The organism is Leptospira andrefontaineae (assembly GCF_004770105.1).
GTDB classification, from domain to species: Bacteria; Spirochaetota; Leptospiria; order Leptospirales; family Leptospiraceae; genus Leptospira_B; species Leptospira_B andrefontaineae.
Genome location: NZ_RQEY01000010.1, coordinates 140,085 through 158,755, shown reverse-complemented (window position 1 = coordinate 158,755; position 18,671 = coordinate 140,085). Strand labels below are relative to the sequence as shown.

General features: G+C 42.7%; 20 protein-coding genes. 16 read left to right on the top strand and 4 right to left on the bottom strand.

Annotated elements, in window-relative coordinates; genetic code table 11:
* Nucleotides 1-178 precede the first annotated feature (178 nt).
* From EHO65_RS05545 to EHO65_RS05530, 4 genes are read right to left on the bottom strand one after another with little or no spacing between them, the layout of a single operon-like run.
* Complete coding sequence (locus EHO65_RS05545; RefSeq protein WP_135773152.1) at nucleotides 179-877, bottom strand: SDR family NAD(P)-dependent oxidoreductase; 699 nt, start codon at nucleotides 875-877, stop codon at nucleotides 179-181.
* Nucleotides 878-887: 10 nt separating this feature from the next.
* A complete protein-coding gene (gene corA / locus EHO65_RS05540; protein ID WP_135773151.1) occupies nucleotides 888-1,889 on the bottom strand; it encodes a magnesium/cobalt transporter CorA in 1,002 nt (333 codons plus the stop codon).
* Nucleotides 1,890-1,932: 43 nt separating this feature from the next.
* Nucleotides 1,933-2,484, bottom strand: a complete 552-nt coding sequence (locus tag EHO65_RS05535; protein WP_100722953.1) for a TetR/AcrR family transcriptional regulator — start codon at nucleotides 2,482-2,484, stop codon at nucleotides 1,933-1,935.
* A 3-nt stretch (nucleotides 2,485-2,487) separates the two neighbouring features.
* Entirely contained in the window at nucleotides 2,488-3,291 is an 804-nt protein-coding gene (locus EHO65_RS05530) for an aldolase/citrate lyase family protein (protein ID WP_135773150.1), read from the bottom strand.
* A gap of 247 nt (nucleotides 3,292-3,538) precedes the next feature.
* Between EHO65_RS05530 and EHO65_RS05525 the strand changes: the two genes are divergently transcribed.
* The 16 genes from EHO65_RS05525 (at nucleotide 3,539) to EHO65_RS05450 (ending at nucleotide 18,520) form a co-directional block, all read left to right on the top strand.
* Entirely contained in the window at nucleotides 3,539-3,760 is a 222-nt protein-coding gene (locus EHO65_RS05525) for a hypothetical protein (protein ID WP_244243448.1), read from the top strand.
* 89 nt (nucleotides 3,761-3,849) lie between these two features.
* On the top strand, nucleotides 3,850-4,848 hold the full coding sequence (gene lepB / locus EHO65_RS05520) for a signal peptidase I (protein ID WP_244243447.1): 999 nt from the start codon (nucleotides 3,850-3,852) through the stop codon (nucleotides 4,846-4,848).
* Between the two features lie 2 nt (nucleotides 4,849-4,850).
* Nucleotides 4,851-5,084 (top strand): AtpZ/AtpI family protein, encoded by a 234-nt coding sequence (locus tag EHO65_RS05515; protein ID WP_135773148.1) that lies wholly within the window; start codon nucleotides 4,851-4,853, stop codon nucleotides 5,082-5,084.
* Nucleotides 5,085-5,093: 9 nt separating this feature from the next.
* The gene (locus EHO65_RS05510) at nucleotides 5,094-5,453 is read left to right on the top strand and encodes a hypothetical protein (protein ID WP_135773147.1); all 360 of its coding nucleotides are present in this window, start codon (nucleotides 5,094-5,096) and stop codon (nucleotides 5,451-5,453) included.
* Between the two features lie 114 nt (nucleotides 5,454-5,567).
* Entirely contained in the window at nucleotides 5,568-6,620 is a 1,053-nt protein-coding gene (atpB, locus tag EHO65_RS05505) for a F0F1 ATP synthase subunit A (protein ID WP_135773146.1), read from the top strand.
* 45 nt (nucleotides 6,621-6,665) lie between these two features.
* Nucleotides 6,666-6,956: an ATP synthase F0 subunit C gene (gene atpE, locus EHO65_RS05500; RefSeq protein ID WP_008595212.1), complete on the top strand. Its 291-nt coding sequence runs from the start codon at nucleotides 6,666-6,668 to the stop codon at nucleotides 6,954-6,956.
* A 2-nt stretch (nucleotides 6,957-6,958) separates the two neighbouring features.
* Nucleotides 6,959-7,486, top strand: coding sequence for a F0F1 ATP synthase subunit B (locus tag EHO65_RS05495; RefSeq protein ID WP_086446200.1), 528 nt, complete (start codon nucleotides 6,959-6,961; stop codon nucleotides 7,484-7,486).
* Nucleotides 7,487-7,489: 3 nt separating this feature from the next.
* Nucleotides 7,490-8,050, top strand: a complete 561-nt coding sequence (atpH, locus tag EHO65_RS05490) for an ATP synthase F1 subunit delta (protein WP_135617001.1) — start codon at nucleotides 7,490-7,492, stop codon at nucleotides 8,048-8,050.
* On the top strand, nucleotides 8,040-9,554 hold the full coding sequence (gene atpA, locus EHO65_RS05485; protein WP_086446202.1) for a F0F1 ATP synthase subunit alpha: 1,515 nt from the start codon (nucleotides 8,040-8,042) through the stop codon (nucleotides 9,552-9,554). Before atpH ends, atpA begins: the two co-directional genes overlap by 11 nt.
* A 13-nt stretch (nucleotides 9,555-9,567) precedes the next feature.
* A complete protein-coding gene (gene atpG, locus EHO65_RS05480) occupies nucleotides 9,568-10,428 on the top strand; it encodes an ATP synthase F1 subunit gamma (protein ID WP_135773145.1) in 861 nt (286 codons plus the stop codon).
* Nucleotides 10,429-10,449: 21 nt separating this feature from the next.
* Entirely contained in the window at nucleotides 10,450-11,853 is a 1,404-nt protein-coding gene (gene atpD / locus EHO65_RS05475; RefSeq protein ID WP_100722948.1) for a F0F1 ATP synthase subunit beta, read from the top strand.
* 3 nt (nucleotides 11,854-11,856) lie between these two features.
* Nucleotides 11,857-12,237, top strand: a complete 381-nt coding sequence (gene atpC / locus EHO65_RS05470) for an ATP synthase F1 subunit epsilon (protein ID WP_008596893.1) — start codon at nucleotides 11,857-11,859, stop codon at nucleotides 12,235-12,237.
* A gap of 189 nt (nucleotides 12,238-12,426) precedes the next feature.
* Entirely contained in the window at nucleotides 12,427-15,114 is a 2,688-nt protein-coding gene (locus EHO65_RS05465; RefSeq protein ID WP_135773144.1) for a midas domain-containing protein, read from the top strand.
* A 2-nt stretch (nucleotides 15,115-15,116) separates the two neighbouring features.
* The gene (locus EHO65_RS05460) at nucleotides 15,117-17,360 is read left to right on the top strand and encodes a GAF domain-containing protein (RefSeq protein WP_135773143.1); all 2,244 of its coding nucleotides are present in this window, start codon (nucleotides 15,117-15,119) and stop codon (nucleotides 17,358-17,360) included.
* Nucleotides 17,361-17,706: 346 nt separating this feature from the next.
* Complete coding sequence (locus tag EHO65_RS05455) at nucleotides 17,707-18,036, top strand: metalloregulator ArsR/SmtB family transcription factor (protein WP_135773142.1); 330 nt, start codon at nucleotides 17,707-17,709, stop codon at nucleotides 18,034-18,036.
* Complete coding sequence (locus EHO65_RS05450; protein ID WP_135773141.1) at nucleotides 18,023-18,520, top strand: SRPBCC family protein; 498 nt, start codon at nucleotides 18,023-18,025, stop codon at nucleotides 18,518-18,520. Before EHO65_RS05455 ends, EHO65_RS05450 begins: the two co-directional genes overlap by 14 nt.
* The last annotated feature ends 151 nt before the right edge of the window (nucleotides 18,521-18,671 follow it).

The window sequence follows — 18,671 nt, the reverse complement described above, 5'->3', positions numbered from 1 at the left end:
GAGGTTTTCAGCTTTATGTAGGAGTTCCTACATCGTAAGTAAAACCGCCCCCGCCCTGCATTGGGATTGGGGGGAGTGGCCCGTGGGAGAGCGCTTACACGAAATATCACAAAATCATTCCTTCGTCAACAAAATCCCCCACTACAAAATCATGTTGGAATTCCAACATGTGGAACTTCTACCAAGGAATCTCTTTCTTATCTCTCAGAAAAATCCCACTCGGACCGTTCTTATCCAATTGAGCTGCCCAAATAATTGTTTCAGCTCCATGCTCCACGGAACGAGTTGCCGACTTGCCGCCCATATCTGTTCTCACCCAACCTGGGCAAACCGAATTCACTTTAATATCATTGCCTGAAGATTCGGAATGAAGTATCCTAGTTAGAGCGTTCAAAGCAGTTTTCGAAATGCGATATGCGGCATAGCCTGAACTCATATCATAAAGTTGCCCCATACCTGAGCTAACATTTACGATCCTTCCGTAACCATTCTTCTTCATTACGCCTAATATCTTTTGGGAAAGAAGAAAAGGTCCTATCAGATTTGTATCCAAGGTTCCTTGCAACATTTCTAATGTGGTGCTCTCGATAGAACCGCTGTCCAGATACACACCTGCGTTATTCACAAGTATATCGATCTTAGGGTATTTAGAGAGAATTTCCTCCAAAAACATATCGATAGAATCGGGATCGGAAACATCTAATGCGAAGGCTTCTGCGGAGCCGCCTAATTTTCGGATGGAGGATGCAGTTTTTTCGGAATCTTCTTTTTTGCGGGAAGCGCAGATAATGTGGGTCCCTGATTTGGAAAGTTGTTTGGAAACTTCTTCGCCTATGCCTCGGCTCGCGCCTGTAACGATTGCAATTTTTTTGTCCATAAGACTTGGACTAATCTTTGAACCAATTTTTATATTTAAAATATAAAATCATGCTTCCTGGAATGGCAAGCATCGTGGCAAGGGAGGCGCTTAGGATCAGTTTGTTCCCGTAAGGAAGGTCGGCAAAATTCATCCCGAAAAATCCGGTTAAAAAGGTGAGGGGCATAAAGATCATCGAAACCAAGGTTAATCGTTTGATGATATCGTTTGTCTTCTGGGAAAGGATCGAGAAATATGCATCCATCGAGTTTCCGATTAGGTCCCTATCCATATCGATGGTTTCTACAAGTCTACTCAAATGATCGTATACGTCCCTAAAATAGAAACGTACCCTTTCTGAAAGGAATTTGTCCTCATGTCTCATGATCAGATTCAGAACTTCTCTTTGGGGAGAAAGGACTCTCCTCATTCTGACCAAATTTCTTTTTACATATAATATATTTGTAATGAAGTCGGGCTCTATTTCACTGATTAAGATCTGATTTTCCAGATCTGTGATCTGTTCCGAGATCTGGTCTAAGATCGGAAAATTTGAATCCACTAAAAGATCGAATAAAAGATAAAGAACATGGTCTGTTCCCTTAGAAGCAAAATTTTGTTCATTAAGAGTTCGATTCCAAAGTGAATCTATCAAAGGCTCCTTATACTCATGGACTGAAACGATAAACTTACGATTAAAAAATACATGTGTCTCGGTTGCAGAAAAAGACTGCTCTCCTTCCGATCTGAAACTATGAAGAACGATGAATGCATGATCTTCATAGTCTTCAAACTTAGGCCTTTGGTTTCTGTTCACGCAGTCTTCTATTGCAAGATCATGGAAACCGCAGTTTTTAGATAAAAAGAAAAGATCATCAGAGGTTGGATTTTCCACATCTATCCAAACTTTTTCTTTATTCAGAGTTTTTTTCAGGGAGAAATTTTTCAGGAATGCTGGATCCGTTTTTCGCGTTACAGCTTTGGAAACTGAGTTTTTTTCTTTTGGAGTGGGGAAGGAAAGAAAACGTATCATCTTATTGTCCTAATACGAGTTTCTTCCGAGAGCCTTTTCAGCCTTAGGTATTCTCCAATGCGTAAACTATATACGCGCGGAAATCTTCCAGAGTGAACTCTCTCTTATTGGTCAAATGATTGATCATATAACCAATGATCGCAGAAGTAAGATTTTTTACTTCAAACTCTGTGTAATTCGGTTTTAGAGCCAAGATGATCTTTTTAGAATTTTCGTAAAAGATCAGATTCACCAAATGAATATTTCGTTTTTTTAATCTATGGATCTTTGGTTGGAGCATGAGACTCCAATATAAACGGAGATATTCTTCATTCTCCTTTACCAGTTTAATGATCTGTCCACCTAAGAATTGGATCAGCTCCGCTCTATTCTCCGTAGTATTCAATTTTTCCGGAAGATATTTTTTTAGGATCTTATCATGGGACTCGATTATCCCTTCTAAAATAGATTCTTTAGATTCGAAATAGCGATAAGCAAGACCCAAAGACAAACCGGCTCTCTGAGCAATTTGCCTCATTGTAGAGCCATGATACCCTTGTTCTGAAAATAATTTGAGGGAAGTTCTTAGGATTAGGTCTCTTGTATCTTTGGCCATTGTTTACCGAATGGAATAGAGAACCTTTCTGGATCCGATCCTTTCCCGATTGGTTTCCATTCTATTCTTATAACCGTAGGCCTTTTCAGGTTTTAATAGAGAGAATAAATCGTACAATTCGATCTCGAATTGGAGCATAACTTCTGCTATTTCTTCCGGAAATTTTTCCAAAGATTTCATAGCATCCACACAAACATGTCTGGAATTGATCTTATCTGGACGTATCTCTTCAGCGATCTTTCTGAAATTTTGTTTAGTGATCGTTCCGCCCACAGAAGTTTTTTTACCTCTGTCTTTGGAGATTGCAATGATAGTACGAGTGACTTTCATTACTTCTTTATCATCCGGGATCATTCCCATAGAGGCAGAAAGATCCGATCTTGCAGCAGTCACCTGGTCCAAATCATCGAATGCACTGGAGTCCGCGATCTCCAACAAATTTTTATAACCTGTGATAGTTTCCAGGTTAATTGCTTTAGTAACCTTGGAGAAAGTCACAGGGCTAAGCATACTTTTAAGAGTAGAAATAAAATTTTTGAGAGCATAAGAAGATTCGATCATAGGTGCGGAAATTCCCTCGATCTCTTCTTTTACAAGCATACGGATATCGGTTCTGGCTTCTGGCCCGCCGATCTTGACCGTGACCGGAACCAAATCTTTAGCCACGATATGAAGCGCTCGGATCTCGTCCGAATCCATATCTTCCGTTTCCGTGCCTCCTTTCAATCCTACGATAGGATAGCTCTGTTTCAGAGAAATCAGGTGGCGGCGAAGTTCGACAATTTTGCGGTCTATTTGCTCTTTCACGTTTCTAATATCGTCCGTTTCGAAAAAACAGTAAGGATTTTTAGGAAAAAAGCTGTTCGGGAAGCTTCCTTTGTGTCTAGCGCCTTTGCGTGAGACAAAAATAGAGAAATTTCACGCGAAGCCGCGAAGTGGAGAAGGTCTGGAACTTATTGTATTTATTCGAGGATCTGACTATCTTATGACGCCAAAACTTCCTTTGTTGCCCGCCATTAGTTTTTTTCTATTTTTCGGATGTTCCGGAGAGGACATGGAAGAGATCAACGGAAAGAAAAAGGAAGAATTCAATCCGGTTGCTAACTATATTGTTTGTGTTGCCCAAACAAATGCCTGCATTGAATCAAAGGGAGAAGATTGTTTTGTCGTAAGAGATAATTCTAACTATTTTGAGGACGGAGGGGGCGGTGTAGAGGCCTTCTGTTTTGATAGAACGGCAGAAACCATTTTCGTTACCGAAACCGGCGGCATGTAACAATTTCCTTCGCGGACTCAGTGGGACCCGTAAAGTAGGTTTCAGTCTTCCGAATTGACGGGAAATACCGATCCAGTATCAATAGACCTATGAGCCAGCCCAAGGGCAGTACCTTTTTGAAAAAACTTCCTACATGGATCCAAGAAATTTTTGGAGAAGAATCAGTAGATTCCACTCTTTCCTTCTTTTTTATCGTTTTATTAGTTTTAGCTTTTAAATCCTCAGTATTGGATGCGAACAATATCCCTTCTGGATCGATGCTCCCCACTTTGAAGATAGGGGATTTTCTATTCGTAAATAAGATGAGATACTCTCTTCGACTTCCATTTACGGATATAGAACTTAAAAGATACGATGATCCTAAAAGAGGGGATATCGTAACCTTCATACCGCCGGACGGAGCAGTTTTACCTGAAGAGAAAGAAGGTTGGTTCCCGAAAAGATTCGTAAAAAGAGTGATCGGTCTTCCTGGAGATAGAATACGTATCGTAAAGGTCCAGCATGTGAGAGATGGATTTTCTGCAGACTATGGTAAAATAGAATACATGGAAAGAGGGAAAACGGAATTCTCCGCTTATGATTTTAAGGATGCAGAAAAGGGTAACCTACTCGATGACCTGGACGACGATGCAGCCGTCCAATTTTATCTTTTCAAAGAAAAGAAACCGAACTTCGAACATTATGTGATCGAAGGAGATTCTCATCCCTATGCTCACCAACAATTCAAAGAGGGTGCCTGTTTTCAAACCACAGGTTGTGTGATCCCTGATGATCAATATATGATGATGGGAGACAACCGTACAAATTCTTCCGACTCCAGATTTTGGGGATTTGTTCCTCGCGAGAATATACTCGGAAAAGCTGCTTTGATCTATTTTTCCATTAATTGGAAAGACCATGTATGCGCTTATAAAAGTGCGGAAGACCTTGGAATGAATGGACGTTATGCCCAAAAATACGATTCGGAAGAATTGAGATCGAAATGTGGGGATATCGATTCTAATATGAACTGGTTCAAGAGTACTGTATTCTATAGAATCCCTAGGATGCAGGTCCGTTGGTATCGTATTGGAACTGTATTGGAATAATTATGAGCGACCCGGATCAAAAACCTCCAGAAAATAAAGATGTTTCTCCCTGGCAGCTTGCAAGTGTCGGGACAGAGTTCGCTTTTATCATCATTGCTTCTGTTTTTATAGGAAGATATCTTGATGGACGTTTCGGCTGGTCACCTTTCGGGATCTTGTTCGGGGCGGTTTTTGGATTCGGTTACGGGATTTATTATCTTCTCACCAGAGTTTCCCAATTCGATAAAAAGGAATAAGTTCTACCTTTGGGAAAGAAGGACGCAGATGGAGAATTACAACCTAAAAAGTATTATTTAGGTTTTGTTCTACTTCTACTTATCTTTGGATTATGGTTTCGGTCCTACGAGGTTCCGGACTCGGCCTTTTGGAAGGGAATTGTAATATCCCTTTTCCTATCTTTGCTTATTTACAATTTTAGATTTTATCTACTTTGGAAACATTCCAAAGAAGGTTTTTTGATCCAATTTGGAACGACTGTTCTGTCTTTTTTTATTCATTTAGCCGTTTTAGTACTGTTTATCTGGAGAGGCGAACATGAAGGTTTTGTGATTGGTTTTTTTATTGCCCATTTCGCCAACCTTTTAATATTGGTATTCGCAAGGTAACCCCTTAAAACGCCTCAAAGAGCGGTTTAAAGATACTTTGCGGGAAATAGAACCCTGGGTGGTGCTCCCAAAACTCTTCTTTCCTGTCGTTTACGAGAGGACCCTTTTACAAGTATGTTGAAACAAATCTTCGCAACCGCATTATTATTGTTCTCACTTCCATTATTTGCTTCCGAGGGAGAAGCTTCCAAACCTTTCGATTTGAATGAGGTTTTGGTTCACCACTTGATGGACCATGCCGAGTTTCCTTTCAATGTGGGTGGAAAAAAAGTTTTCGAAGGGCATGAAGGTTTTGATACTCATGCAGAAAACATCTTTGTAGATCATTCAACCGGCCATAGATTCCATTTTGTAGGCGGTATCGATCTTCATATCACTCGTCGTGTTACGATGATGTGGATTGTTTCCTTCCTTCTTCTGATCGTATTTATTCCTGCGGCACGTTTGATCGCAAGAAATCCTTTAAAGATACAAAGTAGATTCGCTAACGCTGTAGAAGCTTTTATAACTTTCTTGAAAAAGGATGTTGTGGACGCAAACACAGACGGCCACGGACATTCTTATTATCATTATATTTTCACATTATTCTTCTTCATTCTATTCTGTAACCTGATGGGACTCATTCCTCCTGTGGGAGAAGTGATCCAACTTGGAATTGAATCCGTTAATGCAGGCGAAGAAGTTTCAGCTGCAGCAGAACATGCAGCGTCCGGCCACCATGAACCGATCTGGATCGCGAAAGTTTGGAACGGAATTACTGTAACAGGTGATGTTTCCGTTACTGTTACACTTGCACTCATCACTTTACTTTTGATCTACGGAACTGGATTTGTTTACCAAGGACCAAAGTTCATCCTTCACTCCGTTCCGAATGGAGTTCCTGCTCCACTATACCTTCTAATGTGGCCATTGGAGTTTATTATCTCTCCTCTTGCTAAAGCATTCGCACTCACTGTGCGTCTTTTAGCGAATATGACCGCAGGACACGTAATTATCTTAGCGTTACTCGGATTTATCTTCCAATTCCAATCTTGGGGAGTTGCGCCGATCTCGGTTTTCGGAGCTACCGCTATCTATTTCTTAGAATTATTCGTAGCCTTCTTACAGGCTTACGTTTTCGCTCTTCTAACCTCGCTCTTCGTGGGCTCGAGTATGCATAGGCACTAATTTTAATAATAAGCGTTTTGATTTCAAATAGGAGAAAGTAATAAAATGGAATTCGGACTAGGATACATTGGAGTAGGAATCGCAGCTGGACTCGCTATTTTAGGCGCAGGACTCGGAATCGGAAGAATCGGTGGCTCTGCTGCTGAAGGAATCAGCCGTCAGCCTGATGCAGCTGGAAAAATCCAAACTGCAATGATCATCTCTGCAGCCCTTATCGAAGGTGCGGCTCTGTTCGCAATCGTTATTGCGTTCCTTGCTGGTGGAACTTTAAACACAGCAGTAAGCAAAGCATCTGCCGCTAAAACTGAAGTTTCTGCACCGGCTGAAGGTAAATAATCTTGTTTCTCTTGGCAGCTGACAGGGGATTAGGCGCACTATTAGACGTTAATCCGGGTCTGATCATTTGGACCCTGATTACCTTCACGATAGTCGTCATTATCCTTAAAGTTTTCGCTTGGGATGTGATCCTCAAAGCTCTGGATGAAAGAGCTGAGACCATCCAAAACGATATTCGTAAGGCTGCTGACGTACGTTCCGAAGCGGAATCTCTGCTGAAAGATTATGAAACAAGAATCGCTCAAGCAAAGGACCAAGCTAACGGAATCGTAGCGGAAGCTAAATCGGACGCTACTAACCTGAAAAACAAAATGTTGGATGATGCTTCGAAAGAAGTGAAGGCTCTTAAAGATACTGCACTGAAAGATATCGAACTCGCAAAATCCAAAGCATTGGCAGAACTCCAAGGACAGATCGTAGACATGACCGTTCAAGTTGCGGCTCTGGTTCTGGAGAAACAGTTAAAAGCGGACGATTATAAGTCCTTTATCGAGAACGAGTTAGGCAAGATCAAGAAACTGAGCGCGTAACAAATGAGCTATTCTGCGATCCCAAAAACATACGCGGCCGCCTTTGCGGACGCTAGTTCTTCTCCGGAAGAAGCCGAACAGGAATTGGATTCTATCGTAAGTATTTTCCGTATAGAACCACAATTCCGCGATTTTTTCGATACCCCTTCCGTTAAAAGGGAAGATAAGGAAGCTGTTCTATTAAAGACCTTCCAGGGGAAAATTTCGGAAATCACTCTGAACTTTTTACAGGTGCTTCTTCGTAGGGGAAGATTTTCATTTCTTTCCGAAATTCACGAAGCTTTAAAAGAAGAACTGGATCGTAAAGCAGGAAGAGTTCGCGCGAAAGTTAAAAGTTATCCCGCTATGGATGAGGCTTCTCTCTCCAAATTGAGGGAAGTATTAAAAGAAAGATTCAAATCGGAGTTCATCTTGGAAGCAAGTGAAGATCCGAGCCTTCTCGGAGGTTTCGTGGTCAGATTCCAAGACTTGGCGATCGACTCTTCCATGAAAAGCCAACTTAAGAAAGTAAGGCAAACCTTGCTGGACAGCAAATTACCGGTCGGAGTGGTGTATGAAAATTAAAACAGACGAAATTACGTCGGTCCTCAAACAGGAAATTTTAAATTATAAAAAAGATCTGGGTGTCGAAGAAGTCGGAACTGTTCTGGAAGTAGGGGACGGTATCGCTCGAGTTTTCGGTCTCAGAAACGTGATGGCTGGAGAACTCGTGGAATTCCAAAACGGAGTTCGCGGTCAGGCATTCAACTTGGAAGACAATTCCGTGGGTGTGATCATTTACGGAGATTACAAAAATATCCGTGAAGGATTCTCCGTTAAAAGAATCGGAAAAATCTTAGAAGTTCCAGTAGGACCTGAAATGCTCGGACGTGTGGTAAACCCACTCGGTGAGCCTTTGGATGGAAAAGGACCAATCAATACCAAACATACTCGTGCGGTAGAAAGTCCTGCTCCTGGAATTTCCAAAAGACAACCTGTTGAAGAGCCTCTTCAAACCGGTATCAAAAGTATCGACGCAATGATCCCGATAGGCCGAGGCCAAAGGGAGTTGATCATCGGAGACCGTGGAACTGGAAAAACTTCCATCGCTCTGGATACGATCATCAACCAAAAAGGTTCCGGAGTTATCTGCGTTTACGTAGCGATCGGACAAAAAGCTTCCACTGTAGCGACTATCGTGGAAAAACTAAAAGCAGTTGGAGCTCTTGATTACACAATCGTAGTTTCCGCTACTGCTGCTGATCCTGCTCCTCTGCAATATATCGCTCCTTATTCTGGATGTTCCTTCGCGGAATACTTCATGTATAACGAGAAAAAAGCTACCTTAGTTGTTTATGATGACTTATCAAAACAAGCGGTTGCTTATCGCCAAATGTGTCTTCTTCTTCGTAGACCTCCGGGCCGCGAAGCTTATCCTGGAGACGTATTCTATCTTCACTCTCGCTTATTAGAAAGAGCGGCTAAATTGGATGAGAAATATGGAGCAGGTTCCTTAACCGCACTTCCTATCATCGAAACCCAAGAAGGTGAGGTTTCGGCTTATATTCCGACTAACGTGATCTCCATCACTGACGGTCAGATCTATCTGCAATCCAACTTATTCGCATCCGGGGTTCGTCCTGCAGTAGATGTGGGTATCTCCGTATCTCGTGTTGGTTCCGCAGCTCAGATCAAAGCGATGAAACAAGTCGCTGGAAAAATGAAACTGGAATTAGCTCAGTTCAGAGAGTTGGAAGCATTTGCTCAGCTTGGAACTGACTTGGATCCAATCACTCAGGCTCAGTTGGACAGAGGATATCGCATCGTTGAGATGTTGAAACAACCTGTTTCCAGCCCTTATCCTGTAGAAGAACAAGTGGTCGAAATTTTTGCGGTAACTAGAGGACATATGGACAAGGTTCCTGTTCCTAAAGTTAGAGAGTTCGGAGCACATTTATTAAACGTTCTTCGCACACAACAGCCTGAAGTATTGAACGCTATTCGCACCGAAAAGAAAATTTCGGACGAAGGAAAACTGGGAGAGGTTATCGCCTCTATCGCAGCTGACTTTGTTAGGAACCTGAAGTAAGCGGAGAAAAATCTTGGCTACACCTCGGGAAATAAAGAAACGGATCAGCTCCGTTAAGAACACTCGGAAGATCACTCGAACTATGGAAATGGTTGCGACAGCCAAATCCAAAAAGTTGAGTGATCGGGTGAATGCGTCCCATCCATTCTCTAATAAAATTAAGGAATTGGTGGGAGCGCTTGCATCCCTTGCTTCCGTAGTAAAAAGTCCTTATTTAAGAAAACCGAATGCGATTCGCTCGGCAGCTCTTCTTGTGCTCACTGCAAACAGAGGTCTTTGTGGAGGATATAACTCCAAAACGATCCGTTTAGCAAGAACTCGTATCCAAGAATTGAAAGACCAGGGTGTAAACGTTCGACTTTTTGTCGTAGGTAAAAAGGGGATTTCCTATTTCCAATTCGCAAAAGAGAAAATAGAAAAAACCTATACTCATATCGACGATAAGTCCGGTTACAAAGAAGCGGAAGAGTTTGCAGACTTCTTCTTGGGTTTATTTGCAAGGGAAGAAGTGGATTCAGTAGAAATTATTTCTACAGTTTATCATTCTTCTGCAAACCAAGAGCCTGAAGTGACTAAGGTTCTTCCATTTGAAGCACAAGGAGAAGCTAACGTAGGTTCCAACGTTCTATATGAGCCAAGCCCGGCTGATATTCTGGAATCACTTCTTCCTTTAGTAGTAAAAACTGCATTTTTAAAGGCGATCTTGGAAGCGAATTGTTCCGAGCAGATCGCAAAGCGCGTGGCCATGAAATCCGCAACGGACGCGGCCTCCGAGATGATCAAACTTCTGACCCGCGGTTATAACCGTATCCGTCAGGCTAAGATCACTCAGGAGATCTCGGAGATCGTAGCGGGTGCGGACTCGCTAAACTAGTTCTGGTATTGGAGTACTTGGATGAGCAAAGGTAAAGTAAAACAAATCATCGGATCCGTTTTGGATATCGAATTCGAGTCCGGACATCTGCCCGAAATTTTTAACGCGCTTGAAATCGACGCGGTCGTAGAAGGCAAAAAGGAAAAAATTATCGCTGAAGTGCAACAGCATATCGGTGGCAGTGCAGTAAGAGCGATCGCTCTTTCTTCCACAGACGGCTTGGTCCGAGGACAGGAAGTTTCTGATACAGGAGCTCCTATTTCCGTTCCGGTTGGGGACGTGACTCTCGGAAGGATTTTTAACGTTCTGGGAGATCCAGTCGATGAAGGCGCTCCTATCCAAGTGAAAGAGCGTAAGCCTATTCACAGAGCGGCTCCAAGTTACGAAGATCTTTCCCCTAAAACGGAAGTATTCGAAACAGGGATCAAGGTTATCGACCTTCTTGCACCTTATATCAAAGGTGGAAAGACCGGACTCTTCGGAGGAGCCGGAGTAGGTAAAACAGTTCTTATCCAAGAGTTGATCAATAATATCGCGAAACAACACGGTGGATTCTCAGTATTCGCAGGTGTTGGTGAAAGAACCAGAGAAGGAAACGACCTCTGGAGAGAGATGAAAGAATCCGGAGTTATCAACAAGACCGTACTTTGTTATGGTCAGATGAATGAGCCACCTGGTGCTCGTCTTCGTGTTGCTCTTTCTGCTCTTACAATGGCGGAACATTTCCGCGATTCCATCGGAACAGACGTATTACTCTTCGTAGACAATATCTTCCGTTTCTCCCAAGCGGGATCAGAAGTATCGGCTCTACTTGGACGTATGCCTTCTGCGGTGGGATACCAACCGACTCTTTCCACAGAGATGGGTGCTCTTCAAGAGCGTATTACTTCTACTCGTAAGGGATCTATTACTTCCGTTCAGGCGATTTACGTTCCTGCGGACGACTTGACTGACCCTGCTCCTGCGAACGCATTTGCTCACTTGGATGCAACTACGGTTCTTTCTCGTGCGATCTCCGATAAAGGAATTTATCCTGCGGTTGACCCACTTGATTCTACTTCCCGCGTGATGAACGCAGAGGTTCTGGGTGCGGAACACTACGGTGTTGCTCGTGAGGTTCAAAGGATCCTTCAGCGTTATAAAGATCTTCAAGATATTATCGCGATCCTTGGTATGGACGAACTTTCTGAGGACGATAAGGTTCTTGTTGCGAGAGCAAGAAAGATCGAGAAATTCCTTTCTCAGCCTTTCCACGTTGCCGAAGTATTCACAGGATCTCCTGGAAAATACGTAAAACTTGCGGATACAGTTCGCTCTTTCAAAGAATTGATCGCAGGAAATTGCGACCACCTTCCAGAGCAAGCCTTCTACATGGTAGGAACCATAGAAGACGCGATCGAGAAGTCCAAAAACCTGAGAGCATAATCGATGGCAGCCAAGCTAGACGTATCGGTAATCTCTCCAGAGAAACTACTCTTCCACGGCGATGCGGACAGCATCGTCGTGCCTGGAAGCGAAGGGTTTTTCGGAGTGTATCCGGGCCATACTTCTCTTGTTTCCCTGCTTGGGATCGGCGTGTTGGAAGTCCGACAAGGAAATAAAACCAAAATCGCCGCTATCGAAGGTGGGTTTTTCGAAGTAAGAGACAATAAAGTCACAATTTTGACGGACCACGGCAGTCTGAAAGAAGATATCGACCTTGCCGCGGCCCAAAAAGCCCTAGAAGAAGCGGAAGCTCTTCCTGCCTCCAACGAGAAAAATACTCTCGTCCTAAAAGCAAAAACCCGAATTTTAGCGGCTTCCCGCTAATATTTAGGGGTTCCAAATTCCGAAAATTATTAAGGGACACTTCTATCGGTTAAGCCCGAAGAAGTTCCCATATACGAGAAGGTCTTCTAATATAAGGGGACTCTCTTGGAATTTTTTCGGATTGTATTTCCTGCAACTTAGGAGATCCTCCGAATTAGACAGACGGATTTTTAGCATACTGTAGGAAGCATGGCGGACGATTTTACGATAGACGAGGGAGAGGGGTTTCCAGCTGGAAATGGAGAGGATTTTGATCCGAGTGAAATGAGCTTGGACGAAATAGATTCTCTCTTAGCTAGCGATGGCGATTCCTCCGATTTTAATTTCGATTCCGTTCCGGGAGATTCTCCAGACAGCGAAGGCTTTGAGGAATTACTCGCTTCATCCGGAGATGATTATCCGGATGATATTCCTAGTTTCGAACCTGAAGAAACCGATTTTGGCTCAGACCTAAGCCAATTAGATGAGTCCGTCCATTTGGATGAGGATTTTGATTTCGAACTCACTGATCCAATGATCGATGCTGAGATCGATAGACTTCTGGACATCGATGATGATCTGAATTCTCCTCCAACATCTTCTTCCTCCGCTCCTTCTTGGAAAGAATCATCTCCTTCTTCTTCTCCTGAAAATCATGAGGATGCGTTCGGAGACTTAGGTTCCTTAGACTTGGGAGATTTCTCCCAGCCTGGAGATGTTCCTTCTTCCGCATTCCATTCAGACGACCAACCTTTTGATTGGGGCGGAGACTCATCCGACCAAGACGAAGTAGTTGGGCTCTCAGACGCAGACCTGGACGACGAGGCACCGATCTCACTTTCAGATGATGAATTACATAATATTGATATAGGTTCTAACCTTGCAGACTTCTCCATGGACGATGAAGAAGTTTCTGCTCCGGAAGATTCCGGTTCCAAAACATTCGAAGACGAAATAGTATCCGATGACGAAGGTCCAATTTCCCTTTCTGAGCATGAGTTAGATGATATCATGGCAGAGGACTTCAGTCCGAACATGGAAGAAGAAGGATTTGGGGATCTGGGTGGAGACGATATCTCCATGCCTTCTTCCGAATTGACTGAAGATATCAACTTCGAAGGTGAAGAAGAAGAGAACATCGCACTTTCTACGGATGAGTTGGATCATCTTTTAGAAGGTGATGGTGATTCTTCTGAAAACAAAAGTTCTTTCGATGAAATGGGAGATTTCGGAGACCTGGATCTTGGTTCCGTAGCAGAAGAACATACTTCTTCCGATTTAGACATGGAAGAAGAAGAAGCGAATGAGCCTATCGCTCTCTCTGACGACGAACTTGGGAATTTATTATCCTCAGGAGATGAGGACGAAATCGAAAGTATCCAACTAGACGATCTGGATTCTGTAGGAGCTCCTACAGCAGAGTCGGAATTTGGAATGGAAGAAGGAGGAGACTCGTCTTCTGAACTAGACCTAAGCGATTTTAATTTTGATTCTGAGCCGGACGGACCTAAAGACGAATTCGGTGGAGAAGAAGAATCTATATCTCTTCCTGTTTCCGATTTTGATAATTTCGGAATGAGCGAGGAAGAAAATCCACTGGATACAGGATTGGATCTGGGAGATTTCGAGGATAGCGCTAAGTCCGAAGAAAAAGCATTCGAAGAAACTTTGGGAGACTTCACTTCCGCAAGTGACGAAGATATATTAGGAAGTTCCGATTCCGATCTGATGGATTTCTCTCCTACAGAAACATCCGAAAAAGATTTCTTCTCCGAAAATTCCGATCCGGATGAAGCGATTGCACTTTCAGACGATGAGCTTGGGAATTTATTATCTTCCGGAACAGAAGAGGAAGAAGAACATACCGGGACTTCTTTAGACCTTTCTTCCGACTTAGACGATAACGAACCGATTGCACTTTCGGACGATGAACTTGGAAACTTACTTTCCGGAGAAGAAGAAACAGTTTCTTCCTTAGATTCGGAAGAAGACGAACCGATCGCACTTTCAGACGACGAGCTCGGAGATCTATTATCTTCCGGAGAAGAAGAAGCTTCCGATGCGGATATATTCGCGGATGCTCCACCATTAGAGCATGATGATGCTGCTCCTATTGAATTCGGGGACTTTAGTTTAGACTCAGAAGCAGATGAGCCAATTGCACTTTCTGAAGACGAGTTAGGACATTTGTTGGAAGAAGAACCTGAAGTCGAAACGGCTTCTTCCGATCTGATGGAAGATTCGGACGAACCGATTTCACTTCCGATCAACGAGTTAGACGATATAGGAACGCCTGATGTATCTTCTGATTATGATATAGATTGGGACGGACCTGTTGCGGATCTAAATGATCTTTCTGCAGGAGAAGAAAATGCAGTTGCTGCACCTTCCGACTGGGATCTAGGGGAAGAAGCAGACGAACCAATCACATTATCCAATGATGAACTGGGAAATTTACTCTCCGACGAAACTCCTGAAGGAGTAAATTCGGAAGACTTAGATTCTTTATTATCTTCTCCTCCTGAAGCAAATGACTTAAATGCATTAGGCTCCTTTGAGGATGATATCCAAATTTCAGGTTTGGATTTTGCGGATGATGTAGGCGGAGAGATTATCCCAACTATAGAGAAATTGGCTCCGGAACCTGAACTGAACTTTATCTTAGATGAGTATGCGGATGAGAACGAACTTTCTCCAATAGAAGAGATCCGCAATGCTGGAGCTGCCGCAGAAGAATCTGAAACAGGCGAGGCAATTCCGACTCAAGATGAGATGAAACGAATTCTTCTTTATTTAGATGAGTTACTCGGAAATCTTCCGGACGATATGATCCGTGACTTCTCTCGTTCCGACTATTTCGAACTTTATAAGAAATTAATGAAACAAATCGGCGTTTGACGATGGGTCTGTTAGACAAGGTCACTCGCCTCATTCGTTCCGGGAATTTAGAATCCGGAACTAAAAACTCTTCCTCTTCGGTTGCAATTTCAGGAGAGGAAAAACCTTCTCTTTTAAAAAAGTCCATGGCAGTACGTGCCAAAGGTCTTTTAGAAAAAGCAATGGATTTTGGCGGAAGAAAAGAGAAGGTCGCTTCTGCTTACGAAGACCCTACTAACTTTGAACCCGCAACTGCTTCCACTTCCTCCGAGGAAGATTTTAGTTTTGATTCACCTTCTGCAGATTTCGGAGATATCGATTTTGGTGCGGACACTTCGAATAATACTTTCGCAGGAGAAGATTCGGATGCAGAAGTTTCCTTTCCTGATACCGCTTTCGGTGAGGAAAGTTTCGGAGAAGATGCAAACAGTGACTTTGATCTATCTTCCACAGATTTCGGTTCTTCTGCAGAAGAAGAATCGGATTTTGAAATAGACCCCGATCTTGGGTTAGGGTTAGAGGATTCTGATCTTGGTGCGGATTTTGGAGAACTTCCTGAAGAAACTCCAAGCAAAGGATTATTATCCAAAGCTGAAGAAGCAAAAGAGGAAGAAAAGATTCCTTCCGGACTTTCCAAACCTGATGCTATCAAGGATCCATTCGATGATTGGGTCAAGGATGCCGAGAACCAAGCAAGCCAGGAAGCGGGTCGTCCTTTCAACAAAGAACAGAGCGATACTGAAAATGCTCAGTTCTTATTTGATGATGATTCCGATTATTCTACATTGCCTATCGATTTGCAGATCGCTTCTCGCAAAAAGTTAGAGAACTATTTATCTGCATTCGAAATATCAAAAGAGATCTCCGCATCAAAGGATTTTACTAATTTCTTCGAAAACCTAAGCTTTTCCATCCAAGGACAGATCGGCGCTGAATCTATTGTAATATTCTCTTCCACAAATGGAGAATACGATGTGCTCCGAGTTGTGGAGGCGCAAGGGATTGGAGCAGATCCTGACTGGGTTTTGGAAGTAGGGGATGAGAGTTACCAAGCTGCGTTAAAAACTCCTTCAGTCGTTTATGCAAAAGAGGTCTTAAAACATTCTCCTCCTAAAAAAGAAAAAGAGATCCTGGAAAAAACCGAAGCAGAGATGCTTGTCCCAATTCGTAGTTACGACGAGTTTTATGGAATTATAATATTAAGTAAGACTGTCGAAGGTGAAGATTACACGATCGAGGATCTGGAGTTCTTAAAGATCGTAGGAGAAATGGCCGGATCCGTATTAAGAAGGATCATGGACCTGGAAGCACTTCACGTAGAAAATGAACGCCTGAACCAAATTGTCAAAAGTAACGAGAGGATACTCGCTACTGCAAGAGATCTTGCCGGAGTCCGCGATATGGACGAGGCATATGACTATTTAGTCGAAGTATTAAAAAAAGAACTAGGCTTAAGACGTTGGAGTTTCTTACTTTTAGATAGAAGCAGCAGAAAAGAATACAAAGTCTTTGGAACAAACCTTCTTACGCCTGATACTTCCGGAAAGTTCAGACTCGGATTAGATTCTAACTTGGTTGGAATAGTTGCTAACGTGCCTGGAGTTTTCAGGATCGCAAATTTCAGAAAAAATCCAGAATTGTTATCTCAATTATCCAATGATGAGATAGGACTCATGCATGATTTCGACATTCTTCCGTTCTTAAATTTGAACTGGCTTGTGGGAATGTTATTCATCCATGAAACCGAAAGGCCTTGGACAGATACTGACCGAGAAACTGCAGTAGGGATTTCCGAAATTGCTTCTCCAGTTCTTTCCAATTTATTAATGCTGGAAGAAAGAGACGCTGTATTTAGAGATCCATTCAGTCCTGTAGAATCCAGAATAGACGAGGCGATCTCAAGAGCTTCCAAGATAGGGACACCTTTCAGTCTTACAGTTTTCAAAGTCCAGAATGCAACCAGAATGGTCCGTATCAAAGGTGCTGGATTTTTTGCTCATTACTGCGAAGAACTCAGAGCATCCATACAGGAAAATCTGGGAGAAACAGATTATTGTTATAGAGTCGGCCAGGGAAAATACGTGGTCGTCCTGGACGGAAAAGACAGAGAAGAGACCCAGATCGTAGTTCGTAAGATCCGAAACAGAATTGTAGAATTGGATAGAAAGAACAAAGACTTCCAGACTTCAACAGCCAATCAGACTCTTTGTTATCCTGCAGATAGCAGAGAGAAAGAAAGAATGTTGGAACTGATCGAAGAATCTTGATTTAGTTTATCTGGATTGTGCTGTAGGAATTCCTACAGTGGTATCAAGATCGCCCCCGCCCAGGTTCGGGTGGGGGGAGTGGCCCGTGGGAGAGCTCAGTTTCCCATATCACAAATTCCTTTCTTCGTCAACAAGACCCTCAACATCGGATTCATGTAGGAATTCCTACATTTCCGATATCCCTTAATATTTCTCGTAATTCAAATAACTCTTTTGAAGTTCAGTCTCCTTTTTAAGGAGACTGGCATTTTTGATCGTTAGCCAAATTTCCCAAAAGATTGAATATATTTTGATAAGTATTTAATTAAACATTGACTTAATTAAATAATCATTTAAATAATAGATTATGAATGCTTTTGCCGCCCTTGCAGATGATACAAGAAGGGAAATAGTGAGATTGGTGGCTAAAAATGGAGAACTTACTTCGACCGAGATCGGGCAAAATTTTGAGATAAGCCCACCTGCCATTTCTCATCATTTGAAAGTTCTAAAAAGCGCCAAGGTCCTCAACATGAAGAAGGAAGCGCAAAAACGTATCTATAGTCTTAACGGATCGAGCATTAATGAAATGGAAGATTGGCTGCTGGATATAATCGATCTATGGAATAAGCGCCTGGATAAGTTGGATCGATACGTATTAAAGGTTAAAAAGGAGAGAGCCCGTGATAAAAAATAACGTGGAAACAACTATCGAAGGTAACAAGGTCATTTATAAAAGATATTTTGACGTATCGACAGAACTTCTCTTCGAAGTATGGTCAATGCCGGAACATCTTGGAGAATGGTGGGGGCCGGACGGATTTACATTAACTACTAAGCATATGGATTTTACAAACGGCGGAATATGGGAATTTATCATGCATGGGCCGGATGGACATGATTATAAGAATAAGATCCAATTCACTGATATCAAGAAGCCTTATCATATTCTCTACACACATCTTGGAGACGGTGAAGGCGATCAGGATGTTCATTTTGAATCTAAGATTATATTCGAAGAAGTCGGAGAGGGCACGAACTTAACGATGGAGCAGATCTTCCCGAGCAAAGATGAACTTGAAAGATTGAATGAAAAATATGGAGCAATCGAAGGAGCTAAACAACATATCGGCAATCTTGCTAAGTATTTGGAAAAGCTTAAGAGCTACCCGCCGAGATAGATCCTTGTAGGAGTTCCTACATTTTTCTAAGGCCGCCCCCGCCCAGGTTCGGGAGGGGGGAGTGGCTCGTGGGAGAGCGCTTACACGCCTACCATAAAGTCGCCGATTTGTCAACGAAATCCGCGCTCACAATCCCGTGTTGGAATTCCAA

Bases quoted from the DNA above. Each gene is read 5' to 3' on its own strand.
- EHO65_RS05535 (WP_100722953.1), bottom strand. From the start codon at position 2,484: ATGGCCAAAGATACAAGAGACCTAATCCTAAGAACTTCCCTCAAATTA.
- EHO65_RS05515 (WP_135773148.1), top strand. From the start codon at position 4,851: ATGAGCGACCCGGATCAAAAACCTCCAGAAAATAAAGATGTTTCTCCC.
- EHO65_RS05465 (WP_135773144.1), top strand. From the start codon at position 12,427: ATGGCGGACGATTTTACGATAGACGAGGGAGAGGGGTTTCCAGCTGGA.
- EHO65_RS05455 (WP_135773142.1), top strand. From the start codon at position 17,707: ATGAATGCTTTTGCCGCCCTTGCAGATGATACAAGAAGGGAAATAGTG.
- atpC (WP_008596893.1), top strand. From the start codon at position 11,857: ATGGCAGCCAAGCTAGACGTATCGGTAATCTCTCCAGAGAAACTACTC.
- corA (WP_135773151.1), bottom strand. From the start codon at position 1,889: ATGATACGTTTTCTTTCCTTCCCCACTCCAAAAGAAAAAAACTCAGTT.
- EHO65_RS05545 (WP_135773152.1), bottom strand. From the start codon at position 877: ATGGACAAAAAAATTGCAATCGTTACAGGCGCGAGCCGAGGCATAGGC.
- lepB (WP_244243447.1), top strand. From the start codon at position 3,850: ATGAGCCAGCCCAAGGGCAGTACCTTTTTGAAAAAACTTCCTACATGG.
- atpH (WP_135617001.1), top strand. From the start codon at position 7,490: ATGAGCTATTCTGCGATCCCAAAAACATACGCGGCCGCCTTTGCGGAC.
- EHO65_RS05460 (WP_135773143.1), top strand. From the start codon at position 15,117: ATGGGTCTGTTAGACAAGGTCACTCGCCTCATTCGTTCCGGGAATTTA.
- EHO65_RS05525 (WP_244243448.1), top strand. From the start codon at position 3,539: ATGGAAGAGATCAACGGAAAGAAAAAGGAAGAATTCAATCCGGTTGCT.
- atpB (WP_135773146.1), top strand. From the start codon at position 5,568: ATGTTGAAACAAATCTTCGCAACCGCATTATTATTGTTCTCACTTCCA.
- atpA (WP_086446202.1), top strand. From the start codon at position 8,040: ATGAAAATTAAAACAGACGAAATTACGTCGGTCCTCAAACAGGAAATT.
- atpE (WP_008595212.1), top strand. From the start codon at position 6,666: ATGGAATTCGGACTAGGATACATTGGAGTAGGAATCGCAGCTGGACTC.
- atpD (WP_100722948.1), top strand. From the start codon at position 10,450: ATGAGCAAAGGTAAAGTAAAACAAATCATCGGATCCGTTTTGGATATC.